At 56.1% G+C, this 22,080-nt stretch carries 23 protein-coding genes; 8 read left to right on the forward strand and 15 right to left on the reverse strand.

Features of this window, described 5'->3' with window-relative positions; translation table 11 throughout:
- Nucleotides 1-7: 7 nt before the first annotated feature.
- A complete protein-coding gene (gene phoB / locus PGR10_RS17390) occupies nucleotides 8-697 on the reverse strand; it encodes a phosphate response regulator transcription factor PhoB (RefSeq protein ID WP_004099401.1) in 690 nt (229 codons plus the stop codon).
- A gap of 219 nt (nucleotides 698-916) precedes the next feature.
- On the opposite strand from phoB, the gene sbcD reads away from it, so the two are divergent.
- Nucleotides 917-2,119, forward strand: coding sequence for an exonuclease subunit SbcD (gene sbcD / locus PGR10_RS17395; protein ID WP_113373725.1), 1,203 nt, complete (start codon nucleotides 917-919; stop codon nucleotides 2,117-2,119).
- The gene (gene sbcC, locus PGR10_RS17400; protein WP_430923838.1) at nucleotides 2,116-5,250 is read left to right on the forward strand and encodes an exonuclease subunit SbcC; all 3,135 of its coding nucleotides are present in this window, start codon (nucleotides 2,116-2,118) and stop codon (nucleotides 5,248-5,250) included. The genes sbcD and sbcC overlap by 4 nt, the downstream gene beginning before the upstream one ends.
- A gap of 36 nt (nucleotides 5,251-5,286) precedes the next feature.
- On the opposite strand, the gene mak is transcribed toward sbcC, so the two are convergent.
- Entirely contained in the window at nucleotides 5,287-6,192 is a 906-nt protein-coding gene (mak, locus tag PGR10_RS17405) for a fructokinase (RefSeq protein WP_047740009.1), read from the reverse strand.
- A 91-nt stretch (nucleotides 6,193-6,283) separates the two neighbouring features.
- Between mak and rdgC the strand changes: the two genes are divergently transcribed.
- Complete coding sequence (gene rdgC / locus PGR10_RS17410; protein ID WP_047050739.1) at nucleotides 6,284-7,195, forward strand: recombination-associated protein RdgC; 912 nt, start codon at nucleotides 6,284-6,286, stop codon at nucleotides 7,193-7,195.
- A 54-nt stretch (nucleotides 7,196-7,249) separates the two neighbouring features.
- On the opposite strand, the gene ppnP is transcribed toward rdgC, so the two are convergent.
- The 4 genes from ppnP to aroL all read right to left on the reverse strand — a co-directional run bounded on the left by ppnP (nucleotide 7,250) and on the right by aroL (nucleotide 9,338).
- Nucleotides 7,250-7,534, reverse strand: coding sequence for a pyrimidine/purine nucleoside phosphorylase (gene ppnP, locus PGR10_RS17415; RefSeq protein ID WP_015368017.1), 285 nt, complete (start codon nucleotides 7,532-7,534; stop codon nucleotides 7,250-7,252).
- 87 nt (nucleotides 7,535-7,621) lie between these two features.
- A complete protein-coding gene (locus tag PGR10_RS17420; RefSeq protein ID WP_015704547.1) occupies nucleotides 7,622-8,299 on the reverse strand; it encodes an AroM family protein in 678 nt (225 codons plus the stop codon).
- Between the two features lie 251 nt (nucleotides 8,300-8,550).
- The gene (locus PGR10_RS17425; protein ID WP_015368019.1) at nucleotides 8,551-8,742 is read right to left on the reverse strand and encodes a YaiA family protein; all 192 of its coding nucleotides are present in this window, start codon (nucleotides 8,740-8,742) and stop codon (nucleotides 8,551-8,553) included.
- A gap of 71 nt (nucleotides 8,743-8,813) precedes the next feature.
- Nucleotides 8,814-9,338, reverse strand: coding sequence for a shikimate kinase AroL (aroL, locus tag PGR10_RS17430; protein WP_032707531.1), 525 nt, complete (start codon nucleotides 9,336-9,338; stop codon nucleotides 8,814-8,816).
- Between the two features lie 334 nt (nucleotides 9,339-9,672).
- On the opposite strand from aroL, the gene PGR10_RS17435 reads away from it, so the two are divergent.
- Nucleotides 9,673-10,380 (forward strand): DUF2076 domain-containing protein, encoded by a 708-nt coding sequence (locus PGR10_RS17435; protein WP_047078667.1) that lies wholly within the window; start codon nucleotides 9,673-9,675, stop codon nucleotides 10,378-10,380.
- On the opposite strand, the gene PGR10_RS17440 is transcribed toward PGR10_RS17435, so the two are convergent.
- Nucleotides 10,377-10,835, reverse strand: a complete 459-nt coding sequence (locus PGR10_RS17440; RefSeq protein ID WP_015368022.1) for a YaiI/YqxD family protein — start codon at nucleotides 10,833-10,835, stop codon at nucleotides 10,377-10,379. The two genes, PGR10_RS17435 and PGR10_RS17440, sit on opposite strands and share 4 nt — an antisense overlap.
- A 115-nt stretch (nucleotides 10,836-10,950) precedes the next feature.
- On the opposite strand from PGR10_RS17440, the gene proC reads away from it, so the two are divergent.
- Nucleotides 10,951-11,760, forward strand: coding sequence for a pyrroline-5-carboxylate reductase (gene proC, locus PGR10_RS17445; protein ID WP_015368023.1), 810 nt, complete (start codon nucleotides 10,951-10,953; stop codon nucleotides 11,758-11,760).
- A 46-nt stretch (nucleotides 11,761-11,806) separates the two neighbouring features.
- Here the strand turns inward: proC and PGR10_RS17450 are convergent, their stop codons facing one another.
- The 4 genes from PGR10_RS17450 to PGR10_RS17465 form a co-directional block, all read right to left on the reverse strand.
- Nucleotides 11,807-12,118 (reverse strand): PsiF family protein, encoded by a 312-nt coding sequence (locus tag PGR10_RS17450; RefSeq protein WP_045390969.1) that lies wholly within the window; start codon nucleotides 12,116-12,118, stop codon nucleotides 11,807-11,809.
- Nucleotides 12,119-12,209: 91 nt separating this feature from the next.
- On the reverse strand, nucleotides 12,210-13,625 hold the full coding sequence (gene phoA / locus PGR10_RS17455; protein ID WP_087860418.1) for an alkaline phosphatase: 1,416 nt from the start codon (nucleotides 13,623-13,625) through the stop codon (nucleotides 12,210-12,212).
- 100 nt (nucleotides 13,626-13,725) lie between these two features.
- Nucleotides 13,726-13,986: an anti-adapter protein IraP gene (iraP, locus tag PGR10_RS17460; protein ID WP_015368026.1), complete on the reverse strand. Its 261-nt coding sequence runs from the start codon at nucleotides 13,984-13,986 to the stop codon at nucleotides 13,726-13,728.
- Nucleotides 13,987-14,296: 310 nt separating this feature from the next.
- Nucleotides 14,297-15,496, reverse strand: a complete 1,200-nt coding sequence (locus PGR10_RS17465) for a multidrug efflux MFS transporter (protein ID WP_087860419.1) — start codon at nucleotides 15,494-15,496, stop codon at nucleotides 14,297-14,299.
- Between the two features lie 302 nt (nucleotides 15,497-15,798).
- On the opposite strand from PGR10_RS17465, the gene ddlA reads away from it, so the two are divergent.
- A complete protein-coding gene (ddlA, locus tag PGR10_RS17470) occupies nucleotides 15,799-16,896 on the forward strand; it encodes a D-alanine--D-alanine ligase (RefSeq protein WP_113373721.1) in 1,098 nt (365 codons plus the stop codon).
- A 52-nt stretch (nucleotides 16,897-16,948) separates the two neighbouring features.
- On the opposite strand, the gene PGR10_RS17475 is transcribed toward ddlA, so the two are convergent.
- Nucleotides 16,949-17,152, reverse strand: a complete 204-nt coding sequence (locus tag PGR10_RS17475; protein WP_015368030.1) for a DUF2754 family protein — start codon at nucleotides 17,150-17,152, stop codon at nucleotides 16,949-16,951.
- Between the two features lie 244 nt (nucleotides 17,153-17,396).
- Between PGR10_RS17475 and PGR10_RS17480 the strand changes: the two genes are divergently transcribed.
- Nucleotides 17,397-17,702 (forward strand): DUF2755 family protein, encoded by a 306-nt coding sequence (locus tag PGR10_RS17480; protein ID WP_015704540.1) that lies wholly within the window; start codon nucleotides 17,397-17,399, stop codon nucleotides 17,700-17,702.
- Here PGR10_RS17480 and PGR10_RS17485 read toward each other — a convergent pair.
- The 3 genes from PGR10_RS17485 to PGR10_RS17495 form a co-directional block, all read right to left on the reverse strand.
- Nucleotides 17,699-18,802 (reverse strand): DUF1615 domain-containing protein, encoded by a 1,104-nt coding sequence (locus tag PGR10_RS17485; protein ID WP_271031988.1) that lies wholly within the window; start codon nucleotides 18,800-18,802, stop codon nucleotides 17,699-17,701. The genes PGR10_RS17480 and PGR10_RS17485 overlap by 4 nt on opposite strands.
- An 18-nt stretch (nucleotides 18,803-18,820) precedes the next feature.
- Nucleotides 18,821-20,041, reverse strand: a complete 1,221-nt coding sequence (sbmA, locus tag PGR10_RS17490) for a peptide antibiotic transporter SbmA (protein WP_046884025.1) — start codon at nucleotides 20,039-20,041, stop codon at nucleotides 18,821-18,823.
- 116 nt (nucleotides 20,042-20,157) lie between these two features.
- On the reverse strand, nucleotides 20,158-20,670 hold the full coding sequence (locus tag PGR10_RS17495; protein ID WP_183269041.1) for an isochorismatase family protein: 513 nt from the start codon (nucleotides 20,668-20,670) through the stop codon (nucleotides 20,158-20,160).
- A 221-nt stretch (nucleotides 20,671-20,891) separates the two neighbouring features.
- Here PGR10_RS17495 and ampH point away from each other — a divergent pair, with 221 nt between their 5' ends.
- A complete protein-coding gene (gene ampH / locus PGR10_RS17500) occupies nucleotides 20,892-22,052 on the forward strand; it encodes a D-alanyl-D-alanine-carboxypeptidase/endopeptidase AmpH (protein ID WP_020079517.1) in 1,161 nt (386 codons plus the stop codon).
- Nucleotides 22,053-22,080 lie beyond the last annotated feature (28 nt).

The following is a 22,080-nucleotide window of genomic DNA, read 5'->3' on the forward strand; positions in this document are numbered from 1 at the left end:
TCAAAATTCAGAAACGGGCGGAGAAACGATATCCCGTGCCGCGAACCGTCTGTACCATCCGGTCATGGCCGCTATGTTCCAGCGCTTTGCGCAGGCGGCGAATATGCACATCCACCGTCCGGTCTTCAACGTAAACGTTGGTTCCCCAAACGTGATTCAGCAGCTGCTCACGGCTGTATACGCGTTCCGGGTGGGTCATAAAGAAGTGTAATAATTTAAACTCGGTCGGCCCCATATCCAGCGGGTTTTCACCGGTCATGACGCGATGCGAGGAGGGATCCAGGCTCAGCCCCTGCATCTCAATCACCTCTTCGACCGCCATTGGCGAAATACGCCGCATCACCGCCTTAATTCGCGCCACCAGCTCCTTCGGCGAAAACGGTTTGGTAATGTAATCATCCGCGCCGGTTTCCAGACCGCGAACGCGATCTTCCTCTTCGCCGCGCGCCGTCAGCATCACCACCGGAATATCGCGGGTCATCGCTTCGCGCTTAAGCTGTTTAATAAACTGTAGCCCCGATCCGCCCGGCAACATCCAGTCGAGGAGAATCAAATCAGGCCAGGGTTCATTGAGTTGATTCACCGCACTGTCAAAATCTTCCGCCTCGACGGGCTGAAAGCCGTTTTGCTCCAGAACAAAGCAGACCATTTCGCGGATTGGAGCTTCATCTTCAACGACCAGAATTCTTCTCGCCATTATTTACCCTGTGTTTTTTAGCCATCAGTATAGAAGTGCGCGGCCATTATGCGTCAGATTTGTGACAGATTTATGAAAAAATGACCGTCTGATGAATGCGGATTTTTAATGATGACACGCACTTAACGCATCCAGTCTCACCGTAATATGGCAAAAGGAATACGGGCGGCGGGATCGACGTTATAATGGCCGCCTGGCTTTTATCGCAACGGAATTTTTATGCGCATCCTTCATACCTCCGACTGGCACCTCGGCCAGAACTTCTACAGCAAAAGCCGCGCGGACGAACACGCCGCCTTTCTCGACTGGCTGCTGGCGCGCGCGCAGGAACACGAGGTGGATGCCATTATCGTCGCTGGCGATATTTTTGATACCGGCTCTCCGCCGAGCTACGCCCGCGAACTGTATAACCGTTTTGTCGTTCAACTGCAGCAAACCGGCTGCCAGTTGGTGGTGCTGGCGGGCAATCACGATTCGGTGGCGACGTTAAACGAGTCGCGCGAAATTCTCGCCTTTCTGAAAACCACCGTGGTCGCTAACGCCGGCCACGCGCCCTTTATCTTACCGCGGCGCGACGGCACGCCCGGCGCGGTCTTCTGCCCGGTGCCGTTTTTGCGCCCGCGCGAACTGGTGGTCAGCCAGGCTGGCCACTCCAGCGGTGAAAAACAGCAGCAGTTACTGACCGCCATCAGCGACTATTATCAGCAGCAATATCAGCAGGCCTGCGATCTGCGCGGCGAACGCGTATTACCGATCATTGCCAGCGGCCACCTGACCACCGTCGGCGCCAGCAAAAGCGACGCGGTCCGTGAAATCTATATCGGCACCCTCGACGCCTTCCCGGCCAACCGCTTCCCGCCCGCCGATTACATCGCGCTCGGCCATATTCATCGCGCCCAGGTGGTTGGCGGCTGCGAGCATATTCGTTACAGCGGTTCGCCACTGCCGCTGAGCTTTGATGAAACCGGAAAAAGCAAAAGCGTTAATCTGGTCTCATTCAGCGAGGGCAAGCTCAGCGAGGTGACGCCGCTGCCGGTGCCGATCACCCAGCCGCTGGCGGTATTGAAAGGTGATTTCGCCAGCATCAGCGAACAGCTTCAGCAGTGGCAGGATAGCGCGCAGCAGCCGCCGGTCTGGCTGGATATCGAAATCACCAGTGATGAATACCTGCACGATATCCAAAGAAAAATTCAGCAGCAGACCGAATCGCTGCCGGTGGAAGTGCTGCTGGTGCGCCGCAGTCGCGCCCAGCGTGAACGCATTCTGGCCGGCGTTCAGCGAGAAACGCTGAGCGAACTGCAGGTTGAGGAGGTGTTTGCCCGCCGCCTGGCGCTGGAAACCCTTGATGCTCCGCAGCAACAGCGGCTGGAGCAACTGTTTACGGAAACGCTGCATAGCCTGAACGGTGAGGAACACCTGTGAAAATCCTGAGCCTACGCCTGAAAAACCTCAACTCGCTGAAGGGCGAATGGAAAATCGACTTTACCGCAGAACCATTCGCCAGCAATGGGTTATTCGCGATTACCGGGCCGACCGGCGCCGGGAAAACCACCCTGTTAGATGCCATCTGCCTCGCGCTGTACCACGAAACGCCGCGCCTGAGCAGCGTATCGCAATCGCAAAACGATCTGATGACCCGCGACACCGCCGAGTGCCTGGCGGAGGTTGAATTTGAGGTACGGGGCACCGCCTATCGCGCCTTCTGGAGTCAGAACCGCGCCCGCAACCAGCCGGATGGCAATCTGCAGGCGCCGCGCGTTGAGCTGGCGCGCTGCGACGACGGTAAAATTCTTGCCGACAAGGTCAAAGACAAACTGGAGCTGACGGCATCGATCACCGGCCTCGACTATGGGCGCTTTACCCGTTCAATGCTGCTTTCGCAGGGGCAATTCGCCGCTTTCCTCAATGCCAAACCGAAAGAGCGCGCCGAGCTGCTGGAAGAGCTCACCGGAACGGAAATTTACGGGCAAATTTCCGCGCAGGTCTTTGAAAAACATAAACTCGCCCGCATTGAGCTGGAAAAGCTGCAGGCGCAGGCTTCCGGCGTCGTACTGTTAAATGATGAGCAAGAGCAGGCACTACAACAAAGTTTGCAAGTACTTACTGCTGAAGAACAGCAGCAGCTTGCCGAACAAACCCGTCAGCAAAATGGCCTACAGTGGCTGCGCCGCCGTCAGGAGCTAAACGCGGAAGCCACCCAGGCGCAGGCCGCTTTACAGCAGGCGTTACTGGCGCAGGAAGCCGCCGCACCGCAGCTGGCTGCGCTACAAGCCGCGCAGCCGGCAGAGCAACTGCGCCCAATATGGTCGCGGCTCCAGGAACACAGTACCGCGCTGGCGCAAACCCGCCGTCAGGTTGAGGAAGTAAATACTCGCTTACAGGACAGCCTGCGCCGTCGCGCCGGGATCCGCCAGGCTGCCCAACAACGGCTGGCTCAACTTGAAACCAGCCAGCAATCGTTGAATGAGTGGCTTAAAGCGCACGAACGATTCCAGCAGTGGAGCACGGCGCTGGCGGGCTGGAAAGCCACCTTCCAGCAGCTTAACCGCGACGCTCAGCAACAGTTGACGCTACAACAGCGCCTGCAGGATGCCAGCCGCAAGCTCGGAGAATTGCCGGCCACCGCGCTAACCCTCGATGCGCAGCAGGTCAGCCGCGAGCTGGCACAGCATGCCGCCGCCCGCCCGCTGCGCCAACGGCTCTCAACCCTCCATCGCCAGCTGCAACCGCTGTACCTGCGTTTGCAGCAGCTGCAGAGCGCGGAAAACGCATCGCAGCAGGAAAAAGAGAAGCTTGAAGCCGCGCTACAACAGCGGCGTCAGGCGTGGAAGGAAAAAAACCAACAATTCAGCGATGTAAAAGCCATCTGCGAACTGGAAGCGCGTATCGCCGGGCTGGAAGCCGAGCGCGCCCGCCTGCAGCCAGGCGCGCCTTGTCCACTGTGCGGTTCCGAGCATCATCCGGCGGTCGCGGAATACCAGGCGCTGGTGCCCGGCATCAACCAAACTCGCCGCGACGCGCTGGAGCGTGAAGTGCGACAGCTGGCGGAAGAAGGCGCGCAGCTGCGCGGCCAGCTTGAAGCGCAGCTTAAACAACAGCAAAAAGACGCTGACGAGAAAACATCGCTTCTGCAGCAGGAGCAAGCGCTCACCTCTCAATGGCAAGACACCCTCGCGGAATTGGCGATTGCGCTGACGCCGCAGGATGATATTGCTGGCTGGCTAGATAGCCAACAGCAGCATGAACAGCAGCTGTATCAGCATCAACAACGGCTGGCCTGGCAGGCGCAACAGCAGGAGAGCCAGCTGCAGCTGCAGCAGTTACAGCAGGATCTCGAACAGCGCCGTCGCGCGCTGCAGGCAGAGCTGGACGTTTATACCCTGGCGCTGCCGCCTGCCGCGGAGGCTAACGACTGGCTGGCCCAGCGTGAAGCCGAAACCCGCGGCTGGCAGGCGAAACAAAATGAAGCCGCCGCGCTGCAGGAACAGCGCCAGCAGCTAACGCCGCTGCTGGAAACCCTGCCTGAGTCAACGGAAGCCGCGGATCCCGCGCCGCTGGAGGGCTGGCGGCAGGTGCATGATGATTGCCTGGCGCTACAGAGCCAGTGGCAAACGCTGGGCCAGCAAGAAAGCCAGCAGCAGGCACAGGTGAAGGAAAGCGAAAAGCAGTTTACTGCCGCGCTGGCCGCCAGCCCGTTTGCCGACCAAGCGGCCTTTCTTGCCGCTTTGCTTGACGAGGCAACCCGCCAGCGGCTGGAACAACTCAAGCAGACGCTGGAAAAAGAAGTTCAGCAGAACCAAACGCTGGCCCTGCGGGCGCAGACGTCGCTTGAACGCCATCAGCAACAGCCGCCCGCCGATATTGATATTAACCAGCCGCTGGAGCAGCTAGAGAATAGGCTGGAGCAACTGGCACGCCAGTTGCGGGAAAACAGCGCCCGTCAGGGTGAGATCCGCCAGCAGTTGAAGCAAAACAGCGATAACCAACAGCGCCAGCAATCATTACGTCAGCAGATGGAACAAGCCGCGCAGCAGGTCGAAGACTGGACCTGGCTGAATGCGCTCATCGGTTCAAAAGAAGGCGATAAGTTCCGTAAATTCGCCCAGGGGCTGACGCTGGATAATCTGGTGTGGCTGGCTAACCAGCAGCTCAACCGCCTGCATGGCCGCTATTTGTTGCAACGTAAAGCCAGCGAGGCGCTGGAGCTGGAAGTGGTGGACACCTGGCAGGCCGACGCGGTGCGCGATACCCGCACGCTTTCCGGCGGCGAAAGCTTCCTTGTGAGCCTCGCGCTGGCGCTGGCGCTATCTGACCTGGTGAGCCATAAAACGCGGATTGATTCGCTATTCCTTGATGAAGGATTCGGCACCCTCGATAGCGAAACGCTGGATACCGCGCTGGATGCGCTCGACGCGCTTAACGCCAGCGGCAAAGTGATTGGCGTGATTAGCCACGTCGAGGCGATGAAAGAGCGCATCCCGGTGCAGATTAAAGTGAAGAAGATAAACGGTCTGGGATACAGCCGGTTGGATAAAGCGTTTGCGGTGGAGTGAAGTCTTCCCTCTCCCCACAGGGGAGAGGGAATGAGATCACAGCGGCCACAGCCATGCCGCGCCGCGTACGCCGCTGGAATCGCCGTGCATCGCCTGGCGAATCGGCGTCTCGCATTCTCCACCGAACACCCACTGCTTCACCAGCCCCGGTACCGTTTGATACAGGCGTTCGACATTGCTCATCCCGCCGCCTAACACAATGACATCCGGGTCGAGGATATTCACCACATGCGCCAGCGATTTCGCCAGCCGCTGCTCGTAGCGGCTCAGCGCCAGTTCGGCCTTTTCGTCACCTTCACCCACCAGGCGCATAATCTCGCTGCCGGTTAACGGGTTTCCGCTCAGCCGCTGATAGTCGGTGGCGAAGCCGGTGCCGGAAATAAAGGTTTCAATACACCCCTGCTTGCCGCAGTAACAAGGCACTTGCTGACGATAGCGCAGCTCATCTTCATCCATCCACGGCAGCGGGTTGTGCCCCCATTCGCCGGCGGTGCCATTGCCGCCGATATGCGCGCGCCCGTTCAACGCCACCCCCGCGCCGCAGCCGGTACCGATAATGACCGCAAACACGGTTTGCGCCCCCGCGGCCGCGCCATCAACTGCTTCCGAAACCGCCAGGCAGTTAGCATCGTTGGCAAGACGGACCTCACGATTGAGGCGCTGGCTGAGGTCTTTATCGAAGGGTTGTCCGTTCAGCCAGGTCGAGTTGGCGTTTTTCACCACCCCGCTATACGGCGAAATCGAGCCGGGGATGCCCATACCGACGGTGCCGCGCTGCCCGGTCGCCTGCTCGGCCATCTCCACCAGCGAGGCAATGGTCTCGATGGTCTGGCGATAATCCTCCCGCGGGGTTGGCAAGCGGTGGCGAAATAACTGCTGGCCCTGCTCACTCAGGGCGATGACTTCTGTTTTTGTTCCACCTAAATCAATACCAATACGCACAGTCTGCTCCTCACCCCGATTAACAATGCAAGCATAGCGACAATTCGCTATCATGCCCGCCTGATTTAACGACAAAGCCGTGGAAATTATCATGCTGTGGTTCAAAAATTTAATGGTTTACCGTCTGAGCCGCGATATCGAATTGCGTGCCGAAGAGATGGAAAAACAGCTGGCCGAGCTGACATTTACCCCTTGTGGCAGCCAGGATATGGCGAAAACCGGTTGGGTATCGCCGATGGGATCGCACAGCGACGCGCTGACGCATACGGCAAACGGCCAGATCGTTATCTGCGCCCGTAAAGAAGAAAAGATCCTGCCGTCGCCGGTGATCAAACAGGCGCTGGAAGCGAAGATCCTCAAGCTCGAAGCCGATCAGGGCCGCAAGCTGAAGAAAACGGAAAAAGATTCGCTGAAAGATGAAGTTCTGCACTCGCTGCTGCCGCGCGCCTTTAGCCGCTTCAGCCAAACGATGATGTGGATCGATACCGTCAACGGCCTGATCATGGTGGACTGCGCCAGCGCGAAGAAAGCGGAAGATACGCTGGCGCTGCTGCGTAAAACGCTGGGCTCGCTGCCGGTGGTGCCGCTGACGCTGGAAAACCCGATCGAGCTGACGCTGACCGAATGGGTGCGCTCCGGTAGCGTGGCTCAGGGCTTCCAGCTGCTTGACGAAGCCGAATTGAAAGCGATGCTGGAAGATGGTGGCGTGATCCGCGCGAAGAAACAGGATCTGGTGAGTGATGAGATCGCCGTACATATCGAAGCGGGTAAAGTGGTCACCAAACTGGCGCTCGACTGGCAGCAGCGTATCCAGTTTGTGATCTGCGACGACGCATCGATTAAACGTCTGAAGTTCTGCGACGAATTACGTGACCAGAATGAAGATATTGACCGCGAAGATTTTGCGCAGCGTTTTGACGCCGACTTTATTTTAATGACCGGCGAGCTGGCGGCATTGATTCAAAATCTGGTGGAAGGCCTGGGCGGCGAAGCCCAGCGCTAATGCGTCACCTTCCTGCCGGGCCCGCAAAGTGGACGCGGCAGGAAGGCGCTTAAATTACAGATAACGGCACAGGTAGGAAGTTGGTTCAGCCACCTGCAGGTGGAATTCGCTATTACCCGGCACGTTAAACACTTCGCCTGCCGCATAAACTTTCCATTCCGTTTCCCCAGGCAACAGTACGTTCAGTGCGCCGCTGACCACGGTCATCTCTTCCGGCTGGGCGGTGCCAAAGGCGTATTCACCCTCTGCCATCACCCCAACGCTGGCGCGGCCGGTACTGCTGCTGGTGAAGCCGATAGATTTCACTTTCCCTGAAAAATACTCATTGCTTTGAAGCATAAACAAGACCTTATCATCGTTGGTTGAAGCTTCAATATAGGGGGCGCTCCTTGCCCCTGTCACGTAAAATTAATCGATAACGTCGGGTTAAACTAATAGTTCTGCCGCCAGTCGCGAAACCAGCACATTTGACAATAATACCGGGACATCCAGCGCTTTTTGTAATACGTCGCGATGATGCTGATGATAGCCAAGACAGTCGAGCACCAGTACATCCGCCCCCTGTTCGACTAAACCTCTTCCTGCATCCAGCAGATCGCTGTCGCTGCCGCCCATCGGGTTCGCCAGCGCATAGTAAGGCGTATTTTCTAAAGTGAGCCACTTTTGCCGCTGTAGAGGCAAGACTTCTTCAACGGGTACAATCACGCCCACCTGATGGCCATCGACGATCGAGGCCACCAGCGGCGGAATAATCCGTTCAGGCTCAAGAAGGATAGCGTTGTGCGTCGCAAGGCCGCTCAACTGCTCGGAACTGAGAAGAAGAATGACATCATATTCCTGCCGATCCAGCATCTCGATAACGCAGCGCAGATCGCGCTCCACCTTTTGGCGGGAGACTTCCACCAGTTGGTTGTCATTGAGTAAGGTCAGCAGCCCCTGGTCGCCGGATTCCACGGCATAATCTTCCATAACGTCTTCACGCGTCATTTTACCTAACAGGCTAATATGGGTGATCTGCTCTTCCCTGATATGTTCGGTTAACAGCGGCAAAACTTCCGCCACCGGCGCTACGCCAATGGTCAAAATTGCCATCGTTGCACTCATATCATGTACCTTTTCACTACCACTGCTTCAACACAGGCTTTTCACACACGACATCCGCCCCCCTGGTGAGTAAAAATCAACCGTCGAGAAGCGTAGCAGCTCAGCGGCGCTGCGGAATGTAAAGATTCCAGAAGTTTCAGAGTCGCTCCTGAAAAATCCGTATGTTAGGTATTCATTAGTACCATTGATGAATTAAAAATGTGAGCTGGGCCCGGTATTGCCATCTTCATGACGCAAACCGGGCCGGGGGATTAGGTTTTCTCGGGATCTTCGTAACGCCGTTTGGCGTCTAACGCTTCCTGCTCGGAGGGATGTTCGCTGATTAGCGAATCGGGTGTCGGGTAATCCGCACGCAGCTGATACCAGGTGACCGTCTGACCCGCGGCGCCTTTTTCGACGGCGACAACGCGTGCTTGTCTCGGATAAGGGGGTCTGTTTGGCATTGTTCTTCCTTTTTCGGCTGTCAGAACAATTAAGTATAGGCTCCGCTTTCCCCCCTGACCCAGGTAAAATCCTAACTTACCGTCACATCGCACAGCATGGTCATAATCTGTTCAACCACCGCATCCGGCGTGGCGGTGGCGTCTACGGTATGATGGGCGGTTTCGCGGTACAGGGCTTCCCGCTGCGCCAACACTTCGCCGACTTCCTCGCGGACGGGCTTACCGGTCAGCGTTGGACGCTGTTCCGCCTGTGGGTATGCTTCCAGACGCTCAATCAAGGCGTTAACAGAAGCCTGCAGATAAATCACGATGCCGTTTTCACGCATAAACAGACGATTGCGTTCAGCAAGAATAATCCCTCCGCCGGTCGCAATCACCGTATCCGGCAGCGTAACGGCCTTCAGCGACAGCGTCTCCAGTTCACGAAAGCGCTCCCAGCCCTCTTTCTGCACGATTTCCGCTACCGTGCGTTTCTCATGAGCCTGTAAACGATGATCGGTATCGGAAAACTGGAAATGCAGCGCGCGCGCCAGGGCATGGCCGATCGTCGTTTTACCGCAGCCTCGCGGCCCGATGAGAAAAATTGGTTGTGTCATTACCGAAGACCCCCTGGTTCCGCGTGTCGCGGAGAAATAAAGGCGAAAAGTACGCCATGATACCTGCAAATGCCTGCCACGATAACCGTAAAATAATCGTTACATTTTTTAGGGAACCCTATTTACCATAGAGTTTGAATGGATTCCGCATGTAAACTTATCATTGCATTTAGTGTTATGCCAGCTTTACTTAAAGTCGAAGGATTATTTTTTATCCATCGTTTGCCGTAAACGGTAACACATTTCTGCACAGCTTTACGCTGCAACATATTTACAACACCGGCCGACCGTCGCACTCTGACGGTAAATGACCCGTGTGACAGAGGAATGTATCATGCAATCTGAAGAACAACGCCTTATTGATGGCCTGTTTTCCCGTTTAAAAGAGGCCGAGACGCACAGCGCATCGCGCGACGCCAGCGCCGAGGAGCGGATTGCCCAGCACGTAACCCAGCAGCCGGCGGCCCCGTACTATATGGCGCAAACTATCCTGATTCAGGAAGCGGCTATCAAACAGCTTAACGACCGCATTCAGGCGCTGGAGGCGCAGGTTAGCCAGCTGCAGGCGGCAAAACCGAGCAGCGGCGGCTTCCTGTCGGGCCTGTTCGGCGGCGGCCAGTCCCGCGGCTCCGATCCGATTCCCGGGGCCGAGCAATATGGCCGCCCGCAGGCCAATAACGCGCAACCGCAGTATGCGCCGCAGCAAAACTATGCCCCGCAGGCGGCCGGGCGCAGCGGCGGCGGCTTTATGGCGGGCGCGCTACAAACCGCGGCCGGGGTGGCAGGCGGCGTGGTGCTGGGCAATATGCTGACCAATATGTTCAGTGGTTCACATCCTCAGGAGATTGTGAACATCATCGATGAACAGCAGCCGCAGCAGCAACAAGACGTCAGCCCGGCGCTGGATAATAACGCCGCCGAGGATCCGTTCCGCCAGCAGGACGATCCTTTCCTGGCGGACAACAACACCCTTGACTCCGATTTCGACGCCGGCTTCGGCAATGACGATGATTTCGGTAGCGATGACGACAGCTGGGTTTAATCCTGCTGACGTTTAACCGCAAGCAGCCACTTTTCCAGCTCGGCGGCAAATAACTGCCGATCGCGCTGCGATAAACTATCCGGGCCGCCGGTCTGTACGCCGCTGGCCCGCATCGTCTCCATAAAATCACGCATCGTCAGGCGCTCGCGAATGGTCGCTTCACTGTAGCGCTCGCCCCGCGGATTCAGCGCCGCTCCCCCTTTCGCCAGCACTTCCGCCGCCAGCGGGATGTCGGCGGTGATCACCAAATCGCCCGGTTCACAGAGACGGACAATCTCGTTATCGGCAACATCAAAACCCTGTGCCACCCGCAGCGCGCGGACGTAGCGCGACGGCGGAACCCGCAGCGACTGGTTGGCGACCAGCGTCAACGGCGTCTGCGTGCGTTCGGCGGCGCGGAACAAAATTTCTTTAATGACATTCGGACACGCGTCCGCATCTACCCAAATCGCCATTTCGGCTCCTGTCGTTGGCAAAGGTTGCGACATTGTCGCCTGCTTTTCTCCCCCAGAAAAGCGCCAGGATGATAAGCTAGTGGGATCGTAACGAAAAATGCAGAGGGGAAAGGTAATGGATAAGAAAATTGGCTTTATCGGCTGCGGCAACATGGGTAAAGCCATTCTCGGCGGCCTGATCGCCAGCGGACAAGTGCAACCGGCGCAAATCTGGGTCTATACCCCATCGCCGGACAAAGTTGCCGCCCTGCATGACCAATACGGTATTAATGCGGCGGAAAGCGCACAGGAAGTCGCTCAGGTCGCCGATATCGTCTTCGGCGCGGTGAAGCCGGGGATCATGACCAAGGTATTAAGCGATATCGCATCCAGTCTGAACAAAGATTCGCTGGTGGTTTCGATAGCCGCAGGCGTCACGCTGGATCAGCTGGCGCGGGCGCTGGGCCACGATCGCAAAATTATTCGCGCCATGCCGAACACGCCGTCGCTGGTGAACGCCGGGATGACCTCCGTAACGCCAAACGCGCTGGTCAGCGCGGAAGAGATCGCCGAGGTGTTAACCATTTTCCGCTGCTTCGGCCAGGCGGAAACCATCGCCGAACCAATGATTCACCCGGTGGTTGGCGTTAGCGGTTCCGCGCCGGCTTACGTCTTTATGTTTATCGAAGCCATGGCCGATGCCGCCGTTCTCGGCGGTATGCCGCGCGCGCAGGCCTACAAATTCGCCGCGCAGGCGGTCATGGGGTCAGCGAAGATGGTACTGGAAAGCGGCGAACATCCGGGCGCGCTGAAAGATATGGTCTGCTCGCCGGGCGGCACCACCATTGAAGCGGTTCGCGTACTGGAAGAAAAAGGTTTCCGTTCAGCCGTTATCGAAGCAATGGCGAAGTGTATGGAAAAATCAGAGCAACTGAGCCGTTCCTGATAAGCCTTAAAGAGACTACGGGTGAGGCGCCGCCCCACCCGTCATCTTATTTCTTCAGGCAGGTACTCATAAACTTATTACGATCGTCACCCTTCAGCGATTTCGACGACGCTTCTTTACTACAAGCGCTCATCTTCTGCTGTTGAGGCGTCAGCGTCTTGCCGGCCGCTGGCGCATCTTTCTTCAGGCAATTGCTCATAAAGGTTTTACGTTCATCACCTTTCAGCGACTTTGACGCCGCTTCGGTATTACATACGCTCATTTTCTGCTGCTGAGGCGTTAACGTTTTATCTGCGGCACTCACCGCGGCAACAAAGACCAAACCAAAAAGTAGGGTTACCAGAAATGTTATTTTCATCACACCATCCCTCTGTTAGTGGATCTCTGTAAGTCTGGTCGCTATCAGCAAAAAAACCAGCCGGTAACGCAAATTCATTACCGGCGCCGGATTATTTCAGGCCCAGCGCGTCTTTCATGGTGTAAAACAGATCGGTTTGATCGGTGAGCCCCACCACATTGCCCGCATGCGGTCCGTATGCGGCAATGCGCAGTTGGGTACCGGTGTGCTCCATTGACTCTTCTTCAGAGTTGCCATAGCTCATCACCATTACCGCGCCATCTTTAGTGGTCAGCGCCTGGGTCAGGCCCGGCGCCTTGGTGTCTGCCGGGATAATCTGGCTGGAGTGGGCGTGATCGGCGGTGACGATAACCAGGGTATTGCCCTCTTTTTTGGCAAATTCCAGCGCTTTCTGTACCGCTTCATCGAGGTCGACGGTTTCGCCAATCTGGCCGCAAGGGTTTGCGGCATGGTCCTGTTTATCGATAGACGCTCCCTCAACCTGCAGGAAGAAACCTTTCTCGTTGCGGCTCAGGAGATCAATCGCTTTTTCGGTCATCTGCGCCAGCGTCGGTACGGAAGCATCGCGTTTCGGGTTTGGCGTACAGGTTACCGGCGGTTTGTCGATATTGCCGTGATAAGAGGCTTTCGGGCCTTCCCACCGCACCGGCATATTGCCGTCGGAGAACAGACCGAGCAGCGGTTTACCCTGATTTGCTTCGCTGATAGCGGCGAGTGAAGCGGCGTCGGTCACAATCTGATAGCCGCGAGCGACCGCCTGCTCATGCAGGGTTTTCCCCTGCCACTCCCCCGCGGTCGCCGTTTCAGCAAAGGTCTTCGCCCCGCCGCCTAAAGAGACATCCGGACGGGCATTCAGCAGTTGTTCGGTGATAGAGCCCTTACCGCCTTTTTCCAGCGCGTTGCTGGCGCATTTTTCGCTGGTCACGCTGGGACCATAGCATTTACGCGAGGTCACATGGGCAACCTGCGCCGCCGGCGTCGCATCCTGCAGTTCAGCCGTCGAGACATTGCCGGTGGCAAAACCCGCGGCTTTCGCCAGCTCAAGGATGGTCTGATGATCTTTTTCGTGGATATCAACGCCCAGCGCGCCGTTATAGCTTTTCACGCCGGTGGTCCACGCGGTTGCCGAAGCGGCGGAATCCGTCACGTAATCCGGTTTGCCGGTTTTTTTATCCAGAGAATAATGGGTATATTGGCCCGTCAGCGGCAGGGCATCAATACCTTTAAAGAAACCGCCGGCGCCTTCTGCATAATTTCGTGCGGCGGTAATTTCTGAATCGCCCATACCATCGCCAATGAGCAAAATAATATTTTTCGCCGGTTTATTGATTAACGAAGCGCGCAGCGCTTCGGTCTGATCGCCCGTTAAACGGCGCGCGCCGCCTGGGGTCGTGATATCGCCCTGCGCCGCGCGATTTTCCAACACCGGCGAAGAAGTGGTTTGCGCATGAATAACCGGGGGAGCCAGCAGCGGTAACAGGGCAATAAAGAGGGCAGATAATTTCACTTTGTCGTCTCCATGTAAAAAATACTTAAAAAACAAAACGAGGGAGACTTTATAAAAGTGGTGTGACAGAAAAATGACAGCATCCTTACTGGTCACATGATTAGTTACGAGGATGCCGGAGCAGCTTTTTTATATATTGCTGCAGAAGCTGGGTGTCACGGTCGTCCACCAGCGGCCCGGGCTTTACCTGCTCCATTGCGGTTTCGATATCCTGAATCAAACGTTGCTGCGCATCCTCAGCCATATGGCGCAGCAGCGCGGTGACGACAATTTCCAGCGCCTCAACCTGTACCGTCAGTTCTTTTGCCTCTTCTTCTTTTTGCGCCAGATTGACCAACAGCTCGGCAATGAGATTTTTCATTACGCATTATCCTTAAGCAACATCCATAATGGCCTAGTTATGTCATACATCGGCATATCGATACCAGAATTATTTTCAAATAATAGGGTTATTCCTGCAATAATATTCAGCGAAACGTTTTTATTACCGCCAGGCAACAAAGGTAAAGCCCCTATTATTAATAGCCAAAAGATAATTCTATAACCAAATTTAATAGTAAATAATAAAATGGAATATGCGTCGCACTATTTAAGGATAACTAAAGGTAATGGTTAATAGCTATATCAGCTGATTAATATAAGGCGCCCTTATGAGCGCCCAATATTTTTATTTAAACGGCCGCGCGGCGGCTACGGCGTAACATAATCGCCAGTTGCCAGATATTAATCAGGACAATCAACGCAGTGGCAATAAACACCCAGCGGAAACCCGCCATTGCCGAGACCGAAGCGCCAATGAGCGGCCCGGCGACATTACCCAGATACATAAATGACTGGTTATAACCGAAAATACGCCCGGTGACGTTATCGCTGCAGTATTTCAAGAGCAGCGTCTGGACCGCCGGTAACATCGCGCCGTCGGCAAAGCCCAGCAGGAAGCGCAATACCCCGAGCTGCAGCGGCGAAGTCACGAACGACATCGCAAAGAACATCACCACCGCGCAACATAACGTCGCCAGCAGAATACGCGACGTCCCGATGCGATCGCCGAGTTTTCCCAGCCGAGGTGCGGAAATCAACGCCGAAATGCCCGGTACGGCGGCAATCATCCCCGCCAGAAACGCGATGTTGTTGCTGTCTGGCGCCATCGACTTGATAAATAACGCCAGAATCGGCCCGATAGAGCCGTTACACAACTGGATAACCAAGGTTGTGAAAAACAGGCTAATCACCAGCCCCGGATGCGTTAGCGTAGCAAAGACCGCTTTGCCGCTCAGACGCTCGGCTTTGCTTATTTGCGGCCGGGCGCCTTCTTTAATCAGAAATAACGTCACAAGGAAGCTGACCGTCAGTAAAATCGCGGTAATGAAAAACACCGCCCGCAGGCCGACGTGGTCGGCAAGAAAACCGCCGAGCAGCGGGCCGCCGATCACGCCGCTTATCTGCGCTGTCGAGAGGGTACTCAGCGCCCAACCGCTGCGTTCACGCGGCACCTGCGAGGCCACCAGCGCCATGGCGTTGGGTATATAGCCTGAGGTCAGCCCCATTACCGCCCGCAAAATAAATAGCTGCCAAACGTTGGTCGCAAAAGCCTGCAGTAAAATGGCTATCGCCATGCCAAGGGAGGCGCGCAGCAGCATGAGTTTGCGCCCTTTGCGGTCTGCCAGGCTCCCCCACATCGGCGAGACAATCGCCGACACCAGGAACGTGACGCTAAAGGTCAAGCCCGACCACATCGACAGCGCTTCGTGTGAGGTAACGCCCAACTGAGAGACATACAGCGGTAAGAAGGGCAGAATTTGACTGATGGCGAGTCCGGTGAAAAAGCAGCCGAACCAGACAGAAATGAGATTAACCTTCCAGGATTCCATAACTACGCGTATTCATTAGTGTTTCGTTAATTATTACCTAGCTTAGCAATTTCCGTCTTCGCACGTAGTACCAGAGATGCGCATGCCGCGAGTTTGGTGTTTTATCGCCCTGACCGCGGAGTAGACAAACATAATCGAAGATAACCGCATTTTCGTCAGTGCGATGTGCTGACGCACACCGGCGCATAGCGGCGAATGCGCAGCATTTAACCCTCTGCGGCAAAGGGTAAAGATTCAGGCAGCCATCTCGCTAAAACACATGCTATGTTATGTGTTTTGATGTAATCAGGATGGAAGTTGAAATGGCTAAAATGAGGGTTGGGATCGTTTTTGGCGGTAAGTCGGCAGAACATGAAGTGTCGCTGCAGTCAGCCAAAAATATCGTCGAAGCAATTGATAAAACGCGCTTTGATGTTGTGCTGCTGGGAATCGATAAACAGGGGCTTTGGCATATCAACGATGCCAGCAACTATCTGCTGAACCCGCAGGATCCCGCCCATATCGCGCTGCGCCCATCGGACGTGACGCTGGCGCAAATTCCCGGTCGCGATGCCCATCAGTTGATCAACGCCGATAGCGGCCAGCCGCTGGCGGCCATCGACGTCATCTTCCCGATTGTTCACGGCACCCTTGGCGAAGATGGCTCGCTGCAGGGAATGCTGCGGATGGCGAATTTGCCGTTCGTCGGATCCGATGTGCTGGGCTCCGCCGCCTGCATGGACAAAGACGTCACTAAACGCCTGCTACGCGATGCCGGTCTGTCGATTGCGCCGTTCATCACCCTGACTCGCGCCAACCGCCAGCAGTTCAGCTTTGCCGATATCAAAGCGAAGCTGGGGCTACCGCTGTTTGTGAAGCCCGCGAACCAGGGTTCTTCCGTCGGCGTCAGCAAAGTGAAGAGCGAAGAAGAGTATCTGCAGGCCATCGCGTTAGCCTTTGAATTCGACCATAAAGTGGTGGTTGAACAAGGGATTAAGGGCCGTGAAATCGAATGTGCCGTGCTGGGCAATGATTATCCCGAGGCCAGCACCTGCGGGGAGATCGTACTCAATAGCGAATTCTATGCCTACGATACCAAGTATATTGATGATAAAGGCGCGCAGGTGGTGGTTCCGGCAGCCATCGCCCCGGAGATCAACGACAAAATCCGCGATATCGCCGTCCGCGCTTACCAAACGCTCGGCTGCAGCGGAATGGCCCGCGTTGACGTCTTCCTGACGGAAGATAACGAGGTGGTGATCAACGAAATCAACACGCTACCGGGCTTTACCAACATCAGTATGTATCCGAAGCTGTGGCAGGCCAGCGGTCTGGATTACACCAGCCTGATAAGCCGCCTGATCGAGCTGGCGCTGGAGCGCCACGCCGCCGACCGCGCGCTGAAAACCTCAATGAACTAAGCCTCTTTCCCGGGTAGCGGCGTACCGCCTTACCCGGGCTACCACGTCGTTATTACGCCTCTTCTGCCGGACGGCGGCGAATAACAAATCCCGCCAGCCAGAAGCTCACGACCCACGTCGCCAGACCGACGGCATAAGATTGCCAGCCCTGCGCGTCAAACCCCAGCAGCCCTACCACGCCATTGAGAATAAAAATTAACCCCAGCGCAAACGCGTAGTAGTGCCAGTCACGGCGGATTTTGTCGGTCAGCTTCATAACGACTCCTGCAGAAAAAAAACATCATCGCATAGCCGCCCGCCGCGCCAACAAGATTGTGCGCACAATGCGAAGCCGCTCTCCCTTTTGGGGCAATGCGGGCCCGCCGACAGTTTTGTCAAAACAGGATTATTCCTGGCAGAAATTACCAGCAATCTGATACAGGGAAACGACCGGCGCTGCCAGAATTCCTGTCTATAGAGCTGGGGGAAAAACCAGCGGAACAGGTGTTGCGGAGGTTTATATGGCTGAATTTACGTTTTCAAAGACGCTGATGGGGAGCAACAAAAAGAAGGTATCGATCACCAGCGGTAACATTGCCTACGCGCTTTTTGTTCTGCTGTGCATCTGGGCCGGCGCGCAAATGCTGAGCATGCTGGTACACGCGCCTGGCGTATTCGAACATCTCATTCAGATTCAGGATACCAACCGCCCGCGTATTGAAATCGGGCTCGGCGTCGGTACCCTGTTCGGTTTAATTCCATTCCTGTTTGGTAGCCTGCTGGTCGGCGCGCTGGGGCTTATCCTGCGCTGGTACCATAACCGTTAACGACGCGCCATACAGCTGGCGCGGCGATCGTCGACCCGCTTAGCAAACCACGCGGTAGTAAGATTGCGGGTGATTTTCGGGCTCTCAAGCTGGATCCCTGGCAACATCTCGCGCGGAAGCGTTTTCCCGGCCTTTTTCTCGGCGATTTTGAATATTTTCTTATACAAATCGCTCTCTTCAAACGCCAGGCTATCCCCTTTCTTCAGTTGACGATGGATATCGCCATCGCTCATCCCCAACTGCCCGGCTAAACGGCGCACCGCCAGCTCAGTCGTTCCGGGTTCATCGCTGTCATAGCGAATAAGATCGCCATCCAGCGCCAGCTTAACGCCGGTGGCTTTAACCACCGCATTCTGGAAGGCGGCGTTACGGCTGGCATACCAACCGGCATTGAAATCAGCAAAGCGGTACAGCGGCACGCTGTAGTTGGCCGGGTAGTTCAGCAGGTGATAAGTGCCAAACCACAACCCGCCGCGCAGGCTGAAGACTTCCTGGCGCACGGTGCCGTCCATTTTCCATGGGTAACCGTCGGTATGCTGCTGGGCAAAGGCGATGCTTACCTGCATCGGCCCGCCGGTATGCACCGGATTGAGGGAGCCGAACAGCTTCTGGCCCATCGGCACCATGCCAATGAAGTCATCAAAAATCGCGCTCAGCTGTTTTTCCGTTTTGACGTTATCGAGGCGCTCGCTGTAACTTTTACCGTTCGGCGAGGTGATTTTCAGCGCGGTATGCACCAGAAATACCGGGATATGCATTTTCTCCGCCCGGCGGTCAATTTCCTGCCAGGCTATTTTGCTTAGCCCCGGCACCGCCGGATCGGCCTGATAATTTGATTCCTGCTGGGCGACCGCCAGCACCGAACAGACATTTTCTTCCGTCGGCGCCAGCTTCTGGCTGTCAAAGGTTTTGGCAATCGCCTGCGCCCAGGCCTCGCGGTCTTTGACGCTAGCGGGCATTTTTTGCCGCACCACGGCGGCGACATCCACCGGCTTCTCGCCTTCTTTCAACTTAGGCGCCTGCTGGCTGGTACAGGCGCTCAGCACCAACCCGGCCAGCAGCGTTAAAGAGAGTGAAACACTGCGAGAAACCTGCGCCATAAACCTTCCTTGCATTCATTAATTAACGGTTGAAGAGACTTCCTGCAGCCCTTTGTTATCCAGTTCGCGCTCAAAGCTGCGCAGACGTTTATAGATGGACATCAGTTCCACCAGCGTGGTCCACGAACTAATCAGATACTGGAACGAGCCGCGTACCTGGCCGAACACGTTGGTGATCTGGGTCATCAGGCCGAGCGTAATCGTACCGGCGACAATCGACGGAAACAGCAGGAACAAGCCGAAAACGTTATCCACCTGCAGGTAAAGAATACGGGCGATATTGAAATACATATAGTGGAAATAGAGACGGAAGTAGTTGTGGCGCACCGCGCTGAACAGCTCGCGCACGGTCGGCGGCGTGGCGCGGTTGGCGTCATCCTCGCCATACACCAGCTCTTTACGATAGGCGGCTTCTACCCGCTGGTTTTTAAATTGCAGGCCCGGCAGCTTGATCCCGACCACCGCCAGCAGCCCGGTTCCCATCAGCGACCACACGATAGCGGCGATCACAAGTCCATACGGTAAATGACCAACGATCGGCAGGTCCGGCACATGCGCCGACAGCGAAACTAGCACCGGCAGGAAGGCGATCAGGGTCATGACCGCATTAATAAAGCTTACGCCCATATCTTCAAGCGTCGCGGCGAAGCGCATGGTGTCTTCCTGCACACGCTGAGCGGCACCTTCGATATGGCGCAGATGCTGCCAGTGTTCCATATAGTGTTCGTTCATCGCGGTACGCCAGCGGAACACATAATGGCTAACGAAGAAGTTATTCAGCACGCCAATCACCACCGCAATCAGCGCGATACCGAGAAAAATACCAATCTCGTGGTAGAACTGATTGATGCTGACCTTATGGGGCGTGGCCAGCGCGCTCTGAATCAAATCATAGAACGGCGCATACCAGGCGTTGATCGCCACCCCAACTTCCACCAAAAACCAGGTGACAAAAATAATCAACGAGGTGCCGAGAATAGACCAGTATTGCCAGCGATGCGGGCTATAGATAAACCAGAACAGCGCGAAGGCGCCGACGCAGAACAGGTAATACGCGTAAAACACCAGATAGTTGAGCGACCAGAACCGCGCCGCGCTGATGGCGACATCCTGCGATGCGCCGGTTATCCGCAGCAGCCAGTCGCCGCCGCCCGCCTGCCAAAAGATCACCGCCAGCAGCGACCAGATAAAGGCAGAAATAAAAAACGGCCCCGGTTTGGGGAAAAAAGCTTTAAACATCGTACTCTCCTGCTAACTTCTTATCGTTCTGTTTTTGCTGTGTACCACACGTACGCCCGCCGCAACGCGCGGCGGCGAAGTAAAGCGGACCCATGATGAGACCGGATATCAGCGACTTAGTTCGTCTGCCATTCGGCAAGAATTGTTTCTACGGGTTTCACGCGTAAAGGATTACCAGGGAGGATGAAGGTCCGCCACACCTCGTTATAGTGAGCGATCAGCGTTTTGGCTTCGGCGGCGGCGCGGTTAGCGGTGGTATGGGCATCTTCGGCGATGGTGATGGCATAGCCGCGGCTGGCGCCGTTTTTGATGGTGGTATCGACGCAATAATCGGTCGCGCAGCCGCAAATAACAAAATCGTGAGTTCCGCTCTCGCGCAGCACCTGTTCAAGATCGGTTTTATAAAATGCATCACAGGCCGTTTTGGTGACGTAGCGCGCCCCGGCGGGTTGCGCCAGTTCAGGCAGCAGCGCAAACCCCTCGCTTCCCTCTTCCAGGCCGCCCGCTTCAGCGTGCTGAATGAAAATAACGCTATCGGCGGCGTGAATCAGGCGATTGATTTGCGCCACGCAGCGTTCGCGATCGATACGCGGCGTCTCGAATACGCCGTTTTGCATATCCACTACCATCAGAACCCGTTGAGATGCCATCACCACTCTCTTTTATAAGATGAATAAGAGCTTAATCATACGCGTCAGGCGGAAAAGCAGATATCTGAAAGCGGAAAAAAGTCATTTTTACGCACCGTTACGCTTTTCTGTGAAATATTGTCGTTATTCCCACTTTGCTCGCCGCGACTTCGTAGTATAAATACGGTGTATATTCCCCTAATAAACGATGGATGCCTCCGTTGAAACGTAGTTTGCTCATTTTTGCTGCGCTGTGCGCGGCGTCGTGGACCTCAGCCCAGGCGGTTCAGCCGAGCGTTGATCCGGTATTTACTTCTGATGTGGTCGACCGCTTCGCCGAACATATTTATTACGGCAGCGGCGCCACCGGCATGGCGATGGTGGTTATTGACGGCAACCAGCGCGTATTCCGCAGCTTCGGCGAAACCCGTCCGGGTAATAATCAGCATCCACAATTGGATTCCGTTATCCGTATCGCCTCTCTGAGTAAGCTGATGACCAGTGAAATGTTGGTGAAACTGCTCGATCAGGGAGTGGTTAAGCTTGACGATCCGCTGAGTAAATACGCCCCGCCTGGCGCGCGCGTGCCAACCTACCAGGGTGTACCGATTACGCTGGTCAATCTCGCGACCCACACCAGCGCCCTGCCGCGCGAGCAGCCGGGCGGCGCGGCGCATCGCCCGGTTTTCGTCTGGCCGACCCGCCAGCAGCGCTGGAACTGGCTGTCGACGGCAACGCTTAAAACCACGCCGGGTTCGCAGGCGGCCTATTCCAACCTGGCCTTCGACCTGCTAGCCGATGCGCTATCGACCGCCGCCGGTAAGCCTTACCCGCAGCTGTTTGAAGAACAAATCACCCGCCCGCTCGGCATGAAGGACACCACCTTTACGCCATCGCCGGACCAGTGTCAGCGCCTGATGGTGGCGGAGAAAGGCGCCAGCCCGTGTAATAACACCCTCGCGGCCATCGGCAGCGGCGGTGTGTATTCGACGCCGGGCGATATGATGCGCTGGATGCAGCAGTTCCTCTCTTCAGATTTCTATACCCGCGGCCAGCAGGCCGATCGCATGCAGACGCTGATTTATCAACGTACCCAGCTCACCAGAGTGATTGGCATGGATGTCCCGGGTAAAGCCGATGCGCTGGGTCTGGGCTGGGTTTACATGAAGCCGAAAAACGGCCATCCGGGTATTATTCAGAAAACCGGCGGCGGCGGCGGATTTATTACCTATATGGCGATGAACCCGCAGGCTAACGTCGGAGTCTTCGTGGTTGTGACCCGTTCCGCGTTGACCCGCTTCAGCGCCATGAGCGACGGCGTCAACGACCTCGTCAGCGCCTTAAGCGGCGTGCAGCCGAATATGGAAACCGCCAGCCAGTAATCGTTGCGGGATGTTTTGCCACTGATTG

The sequence above is a fragment of the Klebsiella sp. 141198 genome (assembly GCF_050600785.1).
Taxonomy (GTDB): domain Bacteria; phylum Pseudomonadota; class Gammaproteobacteria; order Enterobacterales; family Enterobacteriaceae; genus Klebsiella; species Klebsiella aerogenes.